This is a genomic window from Pseudoalteromonas prydzensis (genome assembly GCF_011050055.1).
Lineage (GTDB): Bacteria > Pseudomonadota > Gammaproteobacteria > Enterobacterales > Alteromonadaceae > Pseudoalteromonas > Pseudoalteromonas prydzensis_A.
The window spans coordinates 31,414-50,199 of the sequence record NZ_DRGM01000104.1 but is presented as its reverse complement, the minus strand read 5'-3'; the positions used below and the strand labels follow the sequence as shown (position 1 = coordinate 50,199).

General features: G+C 42.0%; 15 protein-coding genes and 1 pseudogene. 9 read left to right on the top strand and 7 right to left on the bottom strand.

Features of this window, described 5'->3' with window-relative positions; translation table 11 throughout:
* Window positions 1-196: 196 nt before the first annotated feature.
* The 3 genes and pseudogenes from ENH88_RS09810 to ENH88_RS09800 all read left to right on the top strand — a co-directional run.
* Window positions 197-1,729: pseudogene (locus tag ENH88_RS09810) on the top strand (alkaline phosphatase); the annotation flags it as partial.
* 11 nt (window positions 1,730-1,740) lie between these two features.
* Entirely contained in the window at window positions 1,741-3,531 is a 1,791-nt protein-coding gene (locus ENH88_RS09805; protein WP_304182088.1) for an alkaline phosphatase, read from the top strand.
* A gap of 121 nt (window positions 3,532-3,652) precedes the next feature.
* Window positions 3,653-4,363, top strand: coding sequence for a hypothetical protein (locus tag ENH88_RS09800; protein ID WP_304182087.1), 711 nt, complete (start codon window positions 3,653-3,655; stop codon window positions 4,361-4,363).
* A 40-nt stretch (window positions 4,364-4,403) separates the two neighbouring features.
* On the opposite strand, the gene ENH88_RS09795 is transcribed toward ENH88_RS09800, so the two are convergent.
* Entirely contained in the window at window positions 4,404-6,476 is a 2,073-nt protein-coding gene (locus ENH88_RS09795) for a TonB-dependent receptor (protein ID WP_304182086.1), read from the bottom strand.
* A gap of 229 nt (window positions 6,477-6,705) precedes the next feature.
* Here ENH88_RS09795 and ENH88_RS09790 point away from each other — a divergent pair, with 229 nt between their 5' ends.
* The 4 genes from ENH88_RS09790 (at window position 6,706) to ENH88_RS09775 (ending at window position 11,134) form a co-directional block, all read left to right on the top strand.
* Window positions 6,706-7,512, top strand: a complete 807-nt coding sequence (locus ENH88_RS09790; protein WP_304182084.1) for a VOC family protein — start codon at window positions 6,706-6,708, stop codon at window positions 7,510-7,512.
* A 103-nt stretch (window positions 7,513-7,615) separates the two neighbouring features.
* Complete coding sequence (locus ENH88_RS09785) at window positions 7,616-8,281, top strand: SDR family oxidoreductase (protein WP_304182082.1); 666 nt, start codon at window positions 7,616-7,618, stop codon at window positions 8,279-8,281.
* Window positions 8,282-8,433: 152 nt separating this feature from the next.
* On the top strand, window positions 8,434-8,796 hold the full coding sequence (locus ENH88_RS09780; protein WP_304182081.1) for a hypothetical protein: 363 nt from the start codon (window positions 8,434-8,436) through the stop codon (window positions 8,794-8,796).
* 4 nt (window positions 8,797-8,800) lie between these two features.
* Window positions 8,801-11,134, top strand: coding sequence for a fatty acid cis/trans isomerase (locus tag ENH88_RS09775; protein ID WP_304182080.1), 2,334 nt, complete (start codon window positions 8,801-8,803; stop codon window positions 11,132-11,134).
* A 120-nt stretch (window positions 11,135-11,254) separates the two neighbouring features.
* Here ENH88_RS09775 and ENH88_RS09770 read toward each other — a convergent pair whose 3' ends face one another.
* Window positions 11,255-11,872, bottom strand: a complete 618-nt coding sequence (locus ENH88_RS09770; RefSeq protein WP_304182078.1) for a hypothetical protein — start codon at window positions 11,870-11,872, stop codon at window positions 11,255-11,257.
* 147 nt (window positions 11,873-12,019) lie between these two features.
* On the opposite strand from ENH88_RS09770, the gene ENH88_RS09765 reads away from it, so the two are divergent.
* Both ENH88_RS09765 and ENH88_RS09760 read left to right on the top strand, forming a co-directional pair.
* The gene (locus tag ENH88_RS09765) at window positions 12,020-13,462 is read left to right on the top strand and encodes an ATP-binding cassette domain-containing protein (protein WP_304182076.1); all 1,443 of its coding nucleotides are present in this window, start codon (window positions 12,020-12,022) and stop codon (window positions 13,460-13,462) included.
* A gap of 626 nt (window positions 13,463-14,088) precedes the next feature.
* On the top strand, window positions 14,089-14,397 hold the full coding sequence (locus tag ENH88_RS09760) for a hypothetical protein (RefSeq protein ID WP_283709571.1): 309 nt from the start codon (window positions 14,089-14,091) through the stop codon (window positions 14,395-14,397).
* Window positions 14,398-14,718: 321 nt separating this feature from the next.
* Here the strand turns inward: ENH88_RS09760 and ENH88_RS09755 are convergent, their stop codons facing one another.
* From ENH88_RS09755 to ENH88_RS09735, 5 genes are all read right to left on the bottom strand, one after another.
* Window positions 14,719-15,012, bottom strand: coding sequence for a type II toxin-antitoxin system RelE/ParE family toxin (locus tag ENH88_RS09755; protein WP_064667323.1), 294 nt, complete (start codon window positions 15,010-15,012; stop codon window positions 14,719-14,721).
* Window positions 15,012-15,251: a type II toxin-antitoxin system ParD family antitoxin gene (locus tag ENH88_RS09750; protein ID WP_283709570.1), complete on the bottom strand. Its 240-nt coding sequence runs from the start codon at window positions 15,249-15,251 to the stop codon at window positions 15,012-15,014. Before ENH88_RS09750 ends, ENH88_RS09755 begins: the two co-directional genes overlap by 1 nt.
* Window positions 15,252-15,733: 482 nt before the next feature.
* Window positions 15,734-16,612 carry a TraB/GumN family protein gene (locus ENH88_RS09745; RefSeq protein WP_283709569.1) on the bottom strand — a complete coding sequence of 293 codons (879 nt, stop codon included), beginning with the start codon at window positions 16,610-16,612 and terminating at the stop codon, window positions 15,734-15,736.
* 46 nt (window positions 16,613-16,658) lie between these two features.
* Window positions 16,659-18,092 (bottom strand): sensor histidine kinase, encoded by a 1,434-nt coding sequence (locus ENH88_RS09740; protein ID WP_304182071.1) that lies wholly within the window; start codon window positions 18,090-18,092, stop codon window positions 16,659-16,661.
* Window positions 18,073-18,747 carry a response regulator transcription factor gene (locus ENH88_RS09735; protein ID WP_304182070.1) on the bottom strand — a complete coding sequence of 225 codons (675 nt, stop codon included), beginning with the start codon at window positions 18,745-18,747 and terminating at the stop codon, window positions 18,073-18,075. The genes ENH88_RS09740 and ENH88_RS09735 overlap by 20 nt, the downstream gene beginning before the upstream one ends.
* Window positions 18,748-18,786: the final 39 nt, after the last annotated feature.

Here is an 18,786-nt window from a genome sequence, read left to right as displayed (position 1 = left end):
TTATTTTGCTTTGTGCAGCGCTATACCAATCACTTTTCATTTGATTATCTGGTAGCACCCCTGCATTAGCCCCCGCCGACAACGCCAGTGTTAAACCAATTGCAGACGCAATTTTATTAATTTTCATTTTTAAGTTCCATTGATACGTTATGGTCAAGAAAGTTAGTAATAATCAGAGCGTTTATACTAGGCGGGTGCTAATGCAGGTGTGCTACCAGATAATCAAATGAAAAGTGATTGGTATAGCGCTGCACAAAGCAAAATAACCGCTAAACAGGCAATGGCTAATACCGCACCAGCAACAAAAGCAAAAAACGTGATTTTATTTGTCGGCGACGGTATGGGTGTATCAACGTTAACAGCCGCACGTATTCTTGCCGGTCAGCAACAAGGTGCTTTAGGTGAAGAAGGCTTTTTGAGTTTTGAAGAGTTTCCATACTCCGCGCAAATAAAAACGTATAACGTGGACGCGCAAACGCCTGATTCGGCTGGCACCATGACAGCAATGGCATCGGGTGTTAAAACTGATGTCGGTGTGGTTGGGGTTAACGAAAGTATCGAACGTGGTAATTGCAGCACAGTTGCAGGGAATGAGTTGATCACCACCACTGAACTGGCAGAAATTAAAGGCTTAGCAACGGGTATTATTTCTACCGCACGGATCACCCATGCAACACCCGCTGCGACTTATGCAAAGTCGGCAGATCGTAATTGGGAAGATGTCTCAGATATGCCTGAAGCTGCGGTTGCCGCAGGATGTGAAGATATCGCCTCACAGTTAGTTAATTTTGAAAAGAATTTAGAAGCGCGTTTTGCCGGTGTAGATGTTGATGGTCTAGAAGTGGTGATGGGCGGTGGTCGTCGTCATTTCTTACCAAAAGACGCGGCATTTAATTCTGCTGATGCAGTGAGTGGTGTTGAGGGTGACCGCACCGATGAACGCGATTTAACAGCACAATGGCAGCAAATGTACAGTGATGGTAAATACATTACTGATCAGGCAGGCTTTGACTCAATAAATGGCGATACTAAACGCGTATTTGCATTATTTAATGAATCGCACATGCAATATGAAGCGGACCGCAGCAATGATATTGCAGGTGAACCTTCATTAACGCAAATGACGACTAAAGCGATTGATATCTTAAAGAATAATGAAAAAGGGTTTTTCTTAACGGTTGAATCGGGTCGTATCGATCACGCCCACCACGCGGGTAATGCTTACAACGCACTCAATGACACCATTGAATTTGCCAATGCGGTTAAAGCCGCAGTTGAAAATACCGATCCAAACGAAACGCTGATTTTAGTTACAGCCGATCACAGCCATGTATTTACCATTGCTGGCTATCCAAAACGCGGTAACCCAATTTTAGGCCAAGTTGTAGCTGTTGGCAGTGATACAGCAACACTTGCGGCTGATGGTATGCCATATACCACGGTAGGCTATGCAAATGGCTTAGGCTTTAGAGATTTAGGTGATGAAACCGATGCCGATGCGTCATATTTAGAGGCCGCGATTGCAGGACGTGTTGATTTGTCTGCAATTGATACTTTAACACCAGGCTTTCATCAAGAAGCAACAGTTCCTATGGGCTCAGAAACCCACGCTGGTGAAGATATTTCACTACACGCAACGGGACCTGGCGCGCAGTTAGCACAAGGTGTGGTGGAACAAAATGTGATTTTCCACATTATCAATCAAGCGCTCGAACTAATAGAAGAATAATGGTGATCATAATGAAAAAATTAAATTTAATCTCTCTTGCCGTGGTTGTTGCCTTGGCGGGTTGCTCTGATGATGACGATAAAATTGAGTCACTGAGTGTGGAAAATACCATTGCAGTTGGCTCTGAGCAATGTATCAATGGTGGCATTGAAACCCAAACGGGTGAAGACAGTAATCAAAATGGTGAGCTTGATGCCGATGAAGTCACGGCTTCAACGGTAGCTTGTAATGACCCGGCAACGTCATTAAATGCTCAGCAGTTAGCACCGCTTACGACCAATACTTGGTTTAAAGAAGCGCAAACCAAGTTAGTTACTAGCCAAGATAATATCGCTAATATTGTTAAAGAGTCTGGCAAAGCAAAAAATGTCATTCTGTTTGTTGGTGATGGCATGGGCATTTCAACGGTAACAGCAGCGCGTATTTTAGCCGGTCAGTTACAAGGTAAAATGGGCGAAGAGCATCAGTTAAGCTTTGAAACACTGCCGTTTTCTGGTTTTGCTAAAACCTACAATGTTGATGCACAAACACCTGACTCAGCCGGCACCATGACCGCTATGGCGTCGGGTGTAAAAACAGATGTTGGTGTTATTGGTATTGATGAGGCCGTGGTTAATGGCAATTGTTTATCAGGCAAAGGCCATGAGCTTATTACTTCATTAGAATTGGCTGAAATTGCAGGTAAATCAACTGGGATTATCTCAACAGCACGTATTACCCATGCAACGCCAGCGGCAACTTATGCAAAATCGGCGAGCCGTAACTGGGAAGATATTTCTGATATGCCAGAGTCTGAGGCTGCAAATTGTGAAGATATCGCCTCGCAACTGGTTAATTTTGAAAAGAACTTAGAAGCACGTTTTGCTGGAATAGACGTTGATGGTATCGAAGTGGTAATGGGCGGTGGTCGCCGTCATTTCTTACCTAAAGATGCAGCATTTAACTCTGCTGATGCGGTGAGTAGTGTGGAAGGGGATCGTACTGATGGTCGCGACCTAACTGCAGAATGGCAGGCTCAATATCCAACTGGTCAATATGTGATGGACCAAGCGAGTTTTGATGCGATTGATGTGATTAATACTAAGCAAGTATTTGGTTTGTTTAATGAATCCCACATGCAGTATGAAGCTGACCGTAGCAATGATATTGCTGGCGAGCCATCTTTATCACAGATGACAGCAACAGCATTAGACGTACTAGATAATAACGACAAAGGCTTCTTCTTAACAGTTGAAGCTGGGCGTATTGACCATGCTCACCATGCGGGCAATGCCTATAACGCGTTAAACGATACGATTGAACTGTCAAAAGCGGTGCAAGTGGCGCTTGATAAAACCAGTATCGAAGATACATTAATTATTGTAACTGCCGATCATAGCCATGTATTTACCATTGCTGGCTACCCTAAACGCGGTAATCCAATTTTAGGTAAAGTGGTGGCTGTTGGTGAAACTGAGCCAAGCCTTGCTGCCGATAACATGCCATACACTACAGTTGGTTATACGAATGGTGGTGGTTTTAGAGATTTAGGTGAAGAAACAGATGCTGAAGCAGGCTACAACTTTGCTCCAGTAACGGGTCGTGTTGATTTGACTGATGTTGACACGCAAAGCCCTGGTTTCCACCAAGAAGCGTTAGTGCCTCTTTCATCTGAAACCCATGCTGGTGAAGATGTTGGTGTTTATGCCCGTGGTCCTGGTGCGCATCTGGTCACGGGTACTAACGAGCAGAGCTTTATTTTCCATGTGATGGATTATGCTGCTGATTTAGTAAAGCAAGCCGAGCAAAAAGTGGCTAACTAAGCAATGATAGCGAAATACGCTTAACAAAAAGAGCAACTCACATTTGAGTTGCTCTTTGTCATTAATTTGCCAAACAAACACTTTACAGTGATCTACCGTATTACATCGGAAAGAGAATTTAATGAAAAAAATCATCTTATCTTTAGTGTTAATAAGTCCACTGGCCAGTGCTGCACAGTGCGCGCTTGATAACCAATATGTACAAGCAAACTATCAGGTTAGTAAGCAAGCAGTAGCCAATACGCTAGCACAGACTGAGCAATTTACCTTGTGGCGAACACCGCATCAGGTTGCCGAACAAGGCCGTGAGTTAGTCGAAATGTGGCAGCAATTGAGTAATCAGCAAATTCGGCCAATTCGTTATTTTCAAACGCAGCAGCGTGGTATTGAATATCAGCCAACAGAAGTGCAAGTTCAGCAAGATTGGAGTACTAAATATCAGTTAGTGAGTGATGATTTTATTGCAAAAATGACTCTCAAAAGTGAGCAGGGCGAAGGGTGTGAGCAACTGCAAAATTATCAATTAGTGCAAGGTGATACTAAGATTGAGCTTGCATGGTTGGTCAATAAAAAGCTGGTAAGCTCAATGCGTATTAGCAAACCACAGTTAACACAAACATTAACCTTGGCTACTGTGCGTTTTGATAAAGCAGCTGTGTTGCAACAATTTGCCCGCTGGGATAGCTATCAAACCACCGATTATGCGGATATAGGTGATAATGAAGGCGACCCATTCTTAGCTAAAATGATCAACTTAGGATTTATAGAGCATGGTGCATCGGGTTTTTATGACGCCAGCGGTAAAGCGCTAGGCGGTGGCCATAGTCATTAAAAAGAGCGCTTAAGCGCTCTTTTTAAGGATTAACCTGTTGTTAGAAGCCGAAACGCCAATTTATACTAGCAACGCGCCCCGTGCCTGCAAAGTAACGGGTGGCGGCTGGGTTAGTTTGGCCATAATAAGTGATATAAAACTTATCGGTTAAGTTATCAATCCCTAAGCTAAATGCGCCGTATTGTTGCGTTTGATAGTTAACTGATAAATCAACCGTAGTGTAACCGGTAAATTCACCACCGGTGTTGTAGTCACGGTCAAATAGCTTATTGACTTGTAAGCGACTGTCGATGTTATTGAGCCACTGTTGCTGCCAAAATAAGTTAAGGCGTGTTGGTGAGATATTGCTGCCGCCTAAATCACTTTCTACAACATTGTCACCATCACCATCATATTGACCTTGGGTATCCGCATAATTGGCACCAAAGCTAGTATCGTCATTGAGGAAGTATTGTAAGCTTGCCTCTACCCCTGATATTTCAGTACGTTCACGTTGTACACTGTAAATACCATCGGCATCTGCTTGTAAACGTGAACCTAAATCAGAGTCTGATTCAAAATAACTGGCTTTAAAACTAATTAAATCATTGTTGTATTCAAGGCCGACTTCACGGTTGTCTGAAATTACTGGTTCAAGGTTTAAAAAGCTCTCAACTGATAAACCCGGTTGGTTAATACCACGCAGTACTCGCCCCACATCAGCCATGCTAAAGCCTTCGCTGTAGCTGGCATAAAAACGTAAATCTTTAGTGATTTGATAAACAACCCCCACATTGCCCAGCAACTCGTTAAAGCTTGGCTCACCCCCTTCAACAAATTGGCTACCGTAAGAAGCCAGCGTGGTGAAGTCATCTACCTTTAACTTACCGTATTCGTAGCGAGCGCCGACGTTGAAGGTCCAATCTTCAAGGCCATCAAAACGCAGTTGTGCAAATGGTGCGGCATTATCAAATTTAGTTTCTGGAACCCAGTTACGGCCAGTTTGCGCCAGTTCTTGATAGGTTTCATCGCTTAATAAATCAAGCCCGGTAACTAAATCAAAATCACTGCCAGCAAGGTTATTTTTCGCATAGGTTAAGCGGCTACCGAACTTTTGTGACTTGTTTTGCGATTGATCAAAAATATCATCGCCATAAGCAGGATCTTGGAATGTCGCAAAGTTACCACCGCCGTACATGGCAGCAAAATCCTGCATAAATACTTGCAGTGATAAACTACCGCCAGCGATATTGTTATGTACATAGTCAACAGTGGCAGTAGTAACACGGTTACGCGGCGCTTCTCCTTCGATATCACCTTTTTCAGCGCCAGTCGGGATCCCGTTTGTTACATCACCATTGGTTGCTAAATAGTCGCCATTCCCTTCAATTTTGTAATGGTTAAGCATCACTTGTAGGCTTTGTTCACTGTCTAATTGGTACTTGGCTTTAAAGAACAAATCTAGGCTGGTTGAGTCTTGGGTATCACCTTGAGCGCCATCGAGACCGACTAAATCGCCATTGCCATCACGGTACATACCAGTGCTGCGTGCTGACACGCCCGCTACTATGCTTAAATCGTCTTGCTCTTGGCTAAATAAGTAGCTGGCTTTATAGCTTTGGCTATCGCTACCACTACCACCGGTTGTTGGCGCGCTAAATCCGGCCGTTACTTGATGATTATCATCTCCAGGGGTTTTGGTAATGATATTGATAATACCGCCACTGGCGCCCATGCCTTGAATTGCATTGGCACCGCTGATCACTTCAATGCGCTCGATCATCGCAGGGTCAATGGTATTGCCATCACGAGAGCCATTGCGTAGCGGGTTTGATTGTGGCACACCATCAATCATATAAAGCGGTTCACGGCCGCGTAGCGTTTCACCTGCACTGGTCATTTTTTGCCTGCTTGGTGAAAAACTCGGTAATAAGTTACCAAGGATCTGCGACAGATCTTGCGTATGTGCTAATTGCTTTGCAATGTCTGCTGCGCTGATCACGTTAATTGTCGCAGGTACTGTACTTACAGGGGCAGTGCTACGAGTGGTTGATACTGTGATCTGTTCAATATCAGTTTGAGTATTAGCCAGTGCTGCTAAAGGAGTAAGTAAAAACGGTAAATAATATTTCATGGGCACGATGTAATCACTATTTATGATGGTAGTAAAAATTATTCGTATTTATACATTTATTTAATACCATTATCAATATTTTCAACTTGAATCGTGCTTCACTGTTGTGATTAATTGAATGAAGCCTTGTGTTACCAGGATCAATAACGGCTGATGCTACAAATAAAATTGGCTAAAATGGCTTTCCTCCTTTAACTTTAATAAATATATTTTTTAAGGAGAATGAACCATGAGCGAAACAAAAACAAATCATCCCCATGGGGTTTTCTGTTGGTCAGAGTTATGCACATCAGATTGGAAAAATGGTAAAGCTTTTTATACTGAACTCTTTGCTTGGGGGGCGGATGATCAACCGCTTGGTGATGATCTTTATTACACTATGTTGCAAAAGCAAGGTGATGATATTGCTGCCATGTATCAAATGTCGAACGAACAAAAAAACGCAGCGACGCCGAGCCATTGGTTAGCTTATATTGCGGTAGATAATATTGATGAAGTGGCTGCAAAAGCCAAACAATTAGGTGCTGAGATTATCGCAGGGCCGCATGATGTAATGGACGCGGGTCGCATGCTGTTACTTAATGAACCAGGTGGCGCATTGTTTGCTTTATGGCAAGGCAATCAACATCAAGGATGCAAACGCTTAAGTGAGTTAAATACCCCGTATTGGCATGAGCTGGCAACTCGCAATAGTGCCGCAAGCCGTGAGTTTTATTGCCAGTTACTGGGTTGGCAAAGCGTTGAAAAACCAATGGAGGGAATGAACTACACGTTATTTACAGTCGCCGATCAACCGGTTGCAGGGATGCTTGAAATGACGGATGAATGGCCTGCTGATATTCCTGCTCACTGGATGATTTATTTTGCCGTTGATAATTGTGATAACTATGCCACAACGGCCCAGCAACTTGGCGGTGAAATTTGTGTACCACCAACCGATATTCCTGAAGTGGGTCGTTTTAGTGTGATCACCGATCCACAAGGTGCGGTGTTTTCAATTATGACCTCCGCTATGAATGACGTGAAATGCAGCTAGTTACGGTTAATTAAATTGACTAAAAAAGCACTTTGGTGCTTTTTTTATTTTTCTTTGCCCCAAACTCTCAGTTATTGATTGTATATAAAATGGGAGCAAAAGTATGACAAAGCACGTGGTAATTACAGGCGCAAACCGCGGTATCGGCCTTAATTTATGTCGGCAATATTTAGCAAAGGGCTATCATGTCACAGCCGTGGTACGTACCCCAAGCACCGAGCTGAAAGAGTTAGCGGTCACCGTGATCAGTAATATCGATGTTGCAAATGGCGCAGACATTGCGGCTCTTGAAAACCAGTTACATGGCCATAAGATTGACCTGCTGATCAACAATGCCGGTATTTTCCATAATGAAAGTATGGCAGAGATGGATTTTGACACCATCAATCAACAAATTGCAGTAAATGCTGTGGCACCAATTCGGGTTACCCATGCCTTACTGCATTGCCTTGGGGTCGATGCGAAAGTCGCCATGATCAGCAGTCGCTTAGGGTCGATTACAGACAATGACTCAGGTGATTATATTGGTTATCGCATGTCAAAGGCTGCACTTAACGCGGCATCAGTCTGTTTAGCTCATGAGCTAAACAGTAAAAAAATTGCTGTTGGGTTATTTCACCCTGGCTTTGTGCAAACGCAAATGGTTAATTTTGCAGGTGATATTTCAGCAGAGGAGTCTGCACAGTGCTTAACAAAGCGTATTGATGAACTCAATCTCAGTAATAGCGGTGGTTTTTGGCATGCAAATGGTGAAACTCTACCTTGGTAGATTTACCAAAATGCACAGTGAGTGCCGTTACATTTCAACAGTTGGTGGGTAAAAAGCCACTAACTGCTGAAATCTTTAGCTAATTTTTGATGCTATTATTTGCTATAATCTTTCTATTAAAAGCCTGAACAGCCGTATTTAGAGAGCAGCACATGGAATTAGAGCAAGATAGCAGTTTAACCCTTCCGTTATTTCTTTTTGATGAGAACTTAAGTGAGCGAGATTTATCGACCCCAGATCTTTCGCTAAGCGTACTTTTAGATGACGACTTACTTACCCAGCTTTGTCAAAATCCAGCATCAGATAGCAGTATTGCTATTACTATTGCAGATTATATTATCGAAGCTCATAACCCGGCGTTTGCAGACTTAGTAACTGATGCACATCATGCACAGTTGACTCTGACCCATGGGCCATTGTTAAGTGCGGTGCTCGATACACTGTCAGAACAAACATTTGTGTCACCGCAAATGGATATGATGCCGACCTTTGATCTGGGTGATGAGGACGAATAAAGCGATGAAAAAGTCTTTTTTGCTGAGTGTATTTATTATTGTGCTCAGCGGCTGCGCTTACTTAGGCGCTGCCCATTACAATCAACTTTTTGGGCCAGAACAAACACAACAACGCATCGTTGAGCATACTACTGGTAGCGGTGCCGAGTTTTTACAGCATGTGCAACCGGTGCTAGAAAGCCGCTGTGTTGTGTGCCATGGTTGTTACGATGCACCATGCCAACTTAAATTGTCATCGCCAGAAGGGATCGACCGTGGTTTAAGTAAAGAGCTAGTGTATGACGGCACCCGTTTGTTAGCCTCAACACCGAGTCGGTTATTGTTTGATGCCACGCAAACCGAGCAATGGCGCGAAAAAGGTTTTAAACCAGTGCTAAATGAGCGAGAGCAGTCGGAGCAAGCTAATCTGGCTGGTAGTGTACTGTATAACAGCTTAGTACTGAAATTGAGCTCGCCTTTACCAGAAGATGACATTCTTGATGATGAATTTGATTTTTCACTGGATCGCGAACAAAGCTGTACCAGCATGGGCGAGTTTGACCGCTTTGCAGATAGTCAACCGCATGCAGGTATGCCTTACGGATTACCCGGTATTTCACGGACTGAATTTAAGCACCTAGAAAAATGGCTTAAAAGCGGTGGTAAAATGGCACATATTAAACCGCCAAGTAAAGCCGTAACAGCCCAAGCTCAGCGTTGGGAAAGCTTTTTAAATCAAGATGGTTTAAAGCACCAGCTAGCTGCACGCTATATATTTGAACATTGGTATCTGGCGCATATTTACTTTGCCCAAGATGGTGAAAAAAGCTTCTTCAAACTCGTGCGTTCAAGTACACCACCAGGGCAAGAGATCAAATTAATTAATACCCGTCGCCCGTACGATGACCCGAAAGTAGAGCGTGTGTACTACCGTTTGATGCACGATAGATCAACCATCTTGGCAAAAACACACCTACCACTGGCGCTAGACGATACTAAACTGGCTCGTTTATACCAGCAGTTTATTGCCGCGGATTACACGGTTGAAAAAATGCCGAGCTATACCGTTGATGTTGCATCTAACCCGTTTAAATCTTTTGCGGCAATTCCAACGAAATCTAAATATCAATTTATGCTTGATGAAGCAGAATTAATTATCATGGGCTTTATCAAAGGGCCTGTATGCCGTGGTCAAATTGCCTTAAATGTTATTAATGATCATTTTTGGGTGGCGTTCGCTGATCCTGATAAAGCCGCAACACCAGAAGTAGGGCAAATGCTAATGCAGCATGAAGATGCACTTGCATTGCCTGCAGCGGAAGAAAGCAATGCTTTACCTATTTCTAGCTGGGTAAAATATTCTAAGCGGCAAAGCACTTACCTAAAAGCTAAGGTAGACTTGGCGAATCGTATGTTTAAAAACGGTGAAAACCTCACAACTGACGTGCTATGGCGTGGTGAAGGTGTTAACGATAACGCGGCACTGACGATATTTCGCCATTTTGATAGCGCAACAGTCGTTAAAGGGTTTATAGGCCAAGAGCCAAAAACCATGTGGGTATTAGACTACGCACTGTTTGAGCGTATACATTACCTGTTGGTGGCGGGCTTTGATGTGTATGGCAATATTGGTCATCAGCTAATTACGCGCTTATATATGGACTTTTTACGGCTAGAAGGTGAGCAAAACTTTTTAGCTTTATTGCCAAAACAACAGCGCCAAGAATTAAAAGCAAATTGGTATCGCAAATCACCAACCAGTCTTACTGAATTCTTTAAAAGTGGCGAAAGCTTTAGCCAACCAACTGGCGTGGAATACCAAACTCAAGATCATCAACATGAGCTATATGGTTTAATTAAACAAACTCTTAAGCCTGTTCTTAGCCAACGCTATGATTATAGGCAAGTGCCAGAGCCGCTACAGCAGTTAAATAACATGCCTGCCAAGGCCGTTAACTTATTGCCGCAAATATCTTATGTGTTAGTCAAAGATGGTGACAAAGAGCACCAAGCCTATACCTTGATCCACCATAATGCGCACTATAATATTTCCAGCCTATTAAACGAAGAAGGGCAGCGGGCTTATGCAGAAGATACCGTCACTATCGTGCCGGGCTTTATTGGTGATTACCCGGAAGCTATTTGGTATTTGCACAACCCGCAACAGCTTGCATCATTTGCAGAGCAATTGCCTATGATGCAGATTGAAGCCGACTACAGCGCATTGAAAAGTCAATTTGCTATTCGTCGTACGCATCCACAGTTTTGGCAATACAGTGATATTTTGCATCGCGTTGCAAAGCAATATCGTGGCGTAGAATACGGCTTATTTGATTATAATCGTTTAGAGAATAGGTAACGCTGCAAGCTGCGAGTCATGCGCTTTTTCAAGCTCGTTGCTCGCAGCCCCAAGGCTAAATGGTTAACGTCATCATACTTGTGTATAACATTTATGGTTTGCACTCTAATCGCTAAAAATTTAGTGGCGGACTTTTATATCGCCTACACCAACTTCAATGTTAATAGTGTGCTGGCCATCACCGCGGTATTTACTGGTTGAGCTGACTATTTTACGGCTATGCTTAGCATCATTTTTCATTCCCGAGATCTTGGTATCACCTACACCACTATCAAGCGTGATCGATTGATAATCGGCTAATGCACTGCTGATGCGAACCGCGCCTACACCAACGTCAATTGCCGCAGAGTTAGCAAACTTATTCACTTCAATATCGCCAACACCCAGTGCTAAATCTATCGCCATAGCCTCCGGCATACTTACTAACCAAGTTTGTTGAACATCATCCTCAGCAATCGACAGGCTCAACTTATCGCTGCTTTGTTGATGTTTTAAGGTGATCTCTTCAAGTGCGACATCATCACTAAAGAAACTATTATTTTTAGCTTTTAGTTCAATAGATACAGTGACCTGATTGCTTTTGTTAGTGCTCAGTTCTAGGCTGCCAACGGGCACGTCAATGGTTAGTTTTTGCTGCCCGCTGATGTCAAAGGTATGCTCAATTTTATGCTCTGCTTGGGCAAATGCGCTACAGGTTAATAAAACGCTGGCTAAGGTAGTTATGCTTGCTGTGTTCATTTTTTTACTCGTTGTTGATGGTTTTATAGGTTAGACGTTGGCAGATTAAAAAAGGTTTAAACCGCGTGAATTTTATTCTATAGCCATACTAATTAAAGTCATGTACTTTCAAATTAAATTAAACTCTGTGGGCTAAAAGGAACCGCTGTGAAGTCAATTAAACTCAATAATGTTACTGCCAGTCTGGGCAACGATGAGCGAGCCAGTTTTGTAGTAAGCAAGCTAACGTGGCAGGTTGAAAGCGCTCAGCATTGGCTGCTGCTTGGCGGCAACGGAGCAGGAAAATCAGCCATAACAGCAGCATTACTTGATCAAGCTAATATTGTCAGTGGTACGCGAAGCTGTGATTTTGAGCGTACCGAAATCGTCTCTTCAGATCTGCAAAAGCAATTAATTGCCGCCGAATTATTAGCGGATCAAGACGACATCAGCGATGGTAAAACCAGCCCTAAATTGATATCTGAGTTAATTTATCAGCAATCAAGCCCATATTTTGACGAGCAACTATGCCAACAGTTAATTACAGGGTTTGCTTTTGCGCCATTGCTTAAGCAACGTTTGCGCGCACTCTCCACAGGGGAAACACGCAAGCTGATGTTAATTAAAGCATTAAGTAATCGCCCCGAATTGATTGTGCTTGATGAACCGTTTGACGGTTTAGATGTTGAAAGTACTGAACTATTAAACGCCATATTGGCAGATTTAAGCACCAGTATGAGCATGGTCTTTGTACTTAATCGTTTAGACGAAATCCCAGCCTTTGTCAGCCATTATGGCTATGTGAGTGCCGGAGAGTTACAGCATCAGCTCGCTACTCCTGATAACAAACAGCGTGATGATTTATTCAAACTATTACACTTAGAGCATACGGATTTAACCATCCCTAACAAAGACGTGGCACACAGTGCCCCAGAGTTTAATGAGCCTGAGTTAGTAAGATTGCGAAATGCTATGGTCAGTTACAGTGGCAAGGTTATTTTTAGCCACTTAAATTGGACAATCAAAGCACGACAGCATTGGCAGCTCAGTGGTAAAAATGGTTCTGGCAAAACCTGCCTACTTAATTTAATAACTGGCGATAATCCCCAGTGCTATAACAATGATATTAAGGTGTTTGGTTTTCAGCGTGGCAGTGGCGAGAGTATTTGGCAAATAAAACAGTACATCGGCTATATTTCCAATGCCTTGCATATGGAGTATAGAGTCAGTATTTCAGCACTCAACACCATAGTATCGGGCTTTTACGACAGCATTGGTTTGTATCAACAAGCAACTCAAATGCAGCTTGATATTGCCATGCAATGGTTAGCGCTGTTAGGTTTAAGCGAGTTAAAAAACACCCCGTTTACGCAACTGTCTTTTGGTGATCAACGCATGCTATTGATTGCCCGCGCCATGGTAAAACACCCAACATTATTAATTCTAGACGAGCCATGTTTAGGGCTTGATGAAGCAAATCGACAGCGTGTTTTACTGTTAATCGAAAAAATATGCGCTGCCGGCAGTAGCACAGTGATTTATGTCAATCATCATGCGAAAGATAAAATTACCGGGATAGAGCACTATTTAGATATGGCAGATTTTAGATAAGGAAAAGGTTCTAGGTTTTAGGTGCTAGGCGCTAGGAAAAAACCAGAGCAGCTCGGCGTTAAATTTACCGCCGTAGGTTGTGGTTGATAGTCATTAGTTCTTTTTGGCCGTTTGCATCCAGTGGTGGTCAAATTTAAATCAATCAATAAACTCGTTACTTCATTTTTCGATACGGCTGTTAAGTAAGTAACTTACGGCAAATATATATTAGCGCTATGCGATAATCCTTATGTTATTAGCGCAGTAGTCACCAATATATTCCTCTAAAGCGCTGCGTCTCTTAACCTCTTTGCGAATAAATTTTAATTGCGCGGGTAGCAGAGTTTACCTCGCGACAATGGGATGGCATTCACGCTTGCAAGTCACTCGCCTACAAGTGCTATCCGCCGCGCTCATGTAGGTCGTCATTTATGGCGACAGCTTTAGTTATTGGAATTGACGCGCTAAAGCACGACCTACGCCCATCTCAGGATCTAGTTACCTAATCTCTTTGTGACTAATTTTTCTGTAAATAAGTATTGTTGAAAAGTATATTGTGTAAACTCGTCAGCTTTTTGGTCATAATCTTAAATGAAAAAATCAAGTGGATGTCATTTCATTTTAGAGCCTAGAGAGGTTAATTAACTATGGAATCTATAAGGATAGCCGTCGCGACGTTGGGATTTATCGCCGGCACGTTTTTGATAGTGGGGATGCTAATTGTCCATTTTGACTGGGCATACTTGTTTGCAGGTTTTGTCTTTTATCTTTTTACTTACCTTGTTTGGCCAAGCAAAAAGCGCGGTAAGCGTGTTTCAGAAAGCTCTATAATTGACAAGCTTGAACTTATAGTTGAGTTTCCTATTGAGCTTATAATCTGGTTGCTTAGGATACTAGGGGGGGTATTTAGAGGCTTATTAGGCGGTAAAGGTGATGGAGTTGATATTGACTTCTAAAGGAAACAGGCGCCCATTTTTATAATTTCAGTGTCCTTACGCTATTGGCGCAGCAGTGGCTCATACTTCTTTTGTATATTTCTCTAAAGCGCAGCGTCTCTTAACCTCTTTGTGAATAATTCACTAAATTTATTTTGCACAAAGAGAAGGGAATGAGAAGTAAATGAGGGGAGCTTAACGCTTAGTATTAGCATGCTTAAATAATCGATAATCCAACACGAATATCATCAAACGATTTAAGCAAAATAGCAACTCGGCTATGGTTGAACCATCAATAAAAATACATTAAAAACGAGTGATGCTACAGGCTCGTTATATTTTTCAGAGCGCGCGGTGAACATCCATACTTTTATGTAATATTCTCACGATTAAAATTTGCTGTGCTTTATGTTTTTTATAATAAATTACGTGGCTACCTTGAGGCTGTTTTCGATAACCCTCTCTTATGTAATCGCAATTAATTCCCAGCATAGGTTCGTTGGCTAATTGATGAAAAGTACTATCTAACAGTTTTAAGTAGTCATTTCTTTGCGCTGTACCCCAATTTAACTGAGTATATTTGGCTATTTTTATTAAATCGCTTTTGGCTTTTCCTGATAATTCGAATTTCGACATTAGTGGTTATCTTTGTCCAGCTCTGAAATCAAAGAATCATACGAGTAATCTGCAACGCCACTGTTTTCACCGTCAATTAGCATATTGCGTAAATTCATTGTTTTTATTTCCTGATCTTCTAGGGCTCTTAAACCAGCACGTATCACTTCACTTGCTGAACCATAACGACCTGATTTAAGTTGCTGATTTATAAAATTATCGAAATGATCGCCTAATGTTACACTTGTATTCTTAGCCATAATGTAAAACCTTTTAAATACCAATATATATTGGATTATGGTATGAAAAATATATCAAGGCAATTAAACGGGCAAAAAACAGTTGGTTTTTTCTCGTACCTCGCTAGTTTTAGCCAGCTATTATCTTGCCACTTAGCCAAGCGCTGGTTTTGTGGGAGCGTGTGAATAATTCACTAAATTTTTTGCACAAAGAGAAGGGAATGAGCAGTAAATGAGGGAAGAACAACAGATTCATTGAGCTGAATCCATGGGACACAAAGCCTGATTATTCATCCTGTAGGTCGTCATTTATGGCGAGAATCTATTAGCTATTGAAAGTGACGCGCTAAAGCACGGCCTATGCCAACCTCAGCCTCTTTGTGAATAATTCACTAATTTTTTTGCACAAAGAGAAGGTAATGAGAAGTAAATGAGGGAAGAGCAGAAAACTGGGGCGCTTGGCTATTACTAACCAAGCGGGTGAATTGTTTATTGGCGAGTGATCACAGGCGAGTTACTGTAAAACCTTGCTCGTTAAATTGTTTTAATAAACCGTGTTGCTCTGGTAAGTGCAGGGCGCCTACGGCGATAAATAGCTTTTCTTTACCGATGCGTGGCGTGAGTTCTTTTACCCAGTTATTGTTACGTTCAATAAGCATTACTTGTTCGCTGATCTCGCCATAGTTGCTGTCGTCAAAGCTTTCATTGTAGTACTTCGTTAGCGTAGCCATATCGCCATTTTTCCACGCATCCACTAAGGTAATAAAGTAGGTTTCTACGTCGGCAAGCTGTTCAAACGTTTCTTCAATCATCTCGTTGCTTAATAACGAGAGGTGATTAAACATTTCCATTTGATACTCAAGGGTTTCTAATTCACCAACCGCTATTTTTTTCTCTTTAGCGTAGGCGAGTACTTGTTTATCAATGCCGGTTTGATCAGAAAACCCCACGTTTTGAAATTCCATTTGCATCATGGTTACCATCACCGCCCACGGGGCTAGGTTATTAAACATTGCGATATCTATCGACTTTTTGCTGAAGTATTCTTTTAATTTGGCGTAGTTCTGCTCTGATAATTCGCTTTGTAGGGTTTTACCGTTTTTTAGCATCATAAATGGCAGAGAGCGGCGCTGCATTTCCATCGGGCTAATTGCACTGATATCTACTTCAACAATCACTTTATCACTGGCATCAATGGCTTTGGTGACTTTCCCTGGCAGGCCTTTCATACTGGCATCGCCCACATGTACGGTGCCAAATAAATAGCTGTTAACGCCATTTTTTTCGATTTTCCAAAGCCCCGGTTCGCTATGACTGGCAAAACTAATACACAGTAAAAGCGATAAAATAAAGTAACTGCTAATACGCTGAGTGAGATTCATAATTGTCCTTATTGTTTGGGTATACATCCATATTAAACCAATATGTTTAATTGGGTAATGTTAAAATTAATGCTAAACGAGAATCTGCTTTATTCTCAGCTCTGATAGTAAAGTTATTTAGGTTACATAAACTCTTTACTATCGCCAATCCTAAGCCGTGGCGTTGGTTATTGGTTCGAGAGCTATCTAATTGATAGAGCGGATCAAAAATCGCTTCAAGTTGTTGCCCACTTAATGGTGTTGCGAGGGCATTACAAAGTGTAATTATTGTTTTGTCACTGGCTTGTGTTACCTGCAAATTAACGCTGTGTTGGCGTTCACCATAAAATAATGCGTTATCGAGTAAGTTAGATAAGATAGTGTGCAAGCAAAACTTATCAACGTTAACAAGCAAATCTTCGGCAATGTCGAGTTGTAATCGTTGTTCAATATCAGGGTGCTTAAACTGTAATTCATTACTGATATTGTTAATAAAAGCACTTAAATTGAGCTTCTCAATAGTCAGCTCAATGGCACTGCTACCCGCGCGTTGTAATAAAAGCAGGTTATTAACTATGGTTTTCATGCGCTGTGAAATAGCCAGTATATCGCTGGTATAAGTGGCGCTAATTCGCTCGTCATTGGGGTAACGTAGCGCCACTTCGGAAAGGCTAATTAGTTCCGCAATCGGTGTTTTTAATTCATGGGCTATATCACTGGTGAGGCGTTTTTCGTTTTGGTAAAGCTGTTGATTAGTAGTAATAAATTTATTGAGTTCATTACGGATTGGCTCAATTTCTTCTACTTTAAAATCACTGTTAATGATCTGTGCTGTTTCGGTGATATCCAGCTGTTTGATTTGTTCGTTTAGGTTATTCAGTGGATACAGGCCGCGATTGACTATGCGGGTGACTAAATAGCGCACGCCAAACACTGCAATAATACAGGTAAGAACAAACACTACATCAATAATGATCAACACTTTATTCAGTGCTGCGGTTGGGGCGGCAATGGTTAATACCATGGTATTAAAATGGCCACTGTCAGCTGTATTGTCGTCTGCTTGTTGGGCAATAAAATGGCTGATCATTGCACGCCCAGCTTCGCCATTTGGCAAGCTGTAATCAATAATTCTAAATTCATTAATGGCAATATCTATATTAGGCAAATCAACACCGGGGTAGAGCTGTAGCGAATCTGACTTTTCAAAAGTGTGTTGTTCATGCCAAAGCTGATAAAACTCGCTGGGATTGGCTTGCTCGTATTCAGACATAAATTCGCCAGCAAAATCAAATTCAAGCTTGCCAGCATGATCTTTTACTAGGGTTTTTAAATAATTAGCTTTGTTAGTTAATGATTGATTAAATTGGTTTTCTACCCAAGAGTCGACGCTTAGATCGACCGTTAAAAAAATAGTAACTAAGATCAGTGAAATAACAGCTGTAATATTATTTACCAGCTTACGTTTGATTGAATGGAGCTTAGTCTTGTGAGGCAACATAACCGAATCCACGTTTGTTTTTGATAGGTAGCTCGCCACCGAGTTGACGCACTTTTTTCCGGACTGCGGAAATGTGTGCTTCGAGAGCGTTCTTTGAGAGCATATCAAATTGGCCAACAACGGCTTCACTGATCATTTCAAGCCCCATTACTCGCCCTTTGGCGCTGAACAAGCACTCAATAATTTTATATTCATTACGGGTCAGGTTGACTGGTTGCTGTTGATAATGCAGCGTTTTTAAGCTCAAATCTAATACGCAATCAGCAACTGATAAGGTATTTTGTTGGCTGTGCAGCTGACCACGGCGAGAAAGTGCTAATACGCGAGCGTGTAATTCTTCAAATGAAAACGGTTTTGTTAGGTAATCATCAGCGCCTGTCATTAAGCCTGAAATTTTATCTTGTGCTTGTGAGCGTGCTGACAAAATAAGCACCCGAGTTTGACTTGAAGTGCTGCGTAGTGCTTTGAGTATGCTCATGCCATCGACACTTGGCAGCATTAAATCAAGAATAATTAGATCATAATCACCGCTGAGTGCCATGCTTAAACCATGCGAGCCATCACCGCTACTATCGACAGTAAAACCGAGATTATTGAGGCCTACATCTAAGCTGCGTCTAAGTGGTTCAGAATCTTCAATGATCAGTATCTTCATGATGTTTACTTTATAACAAACCATAAGCCTTGCTACTTT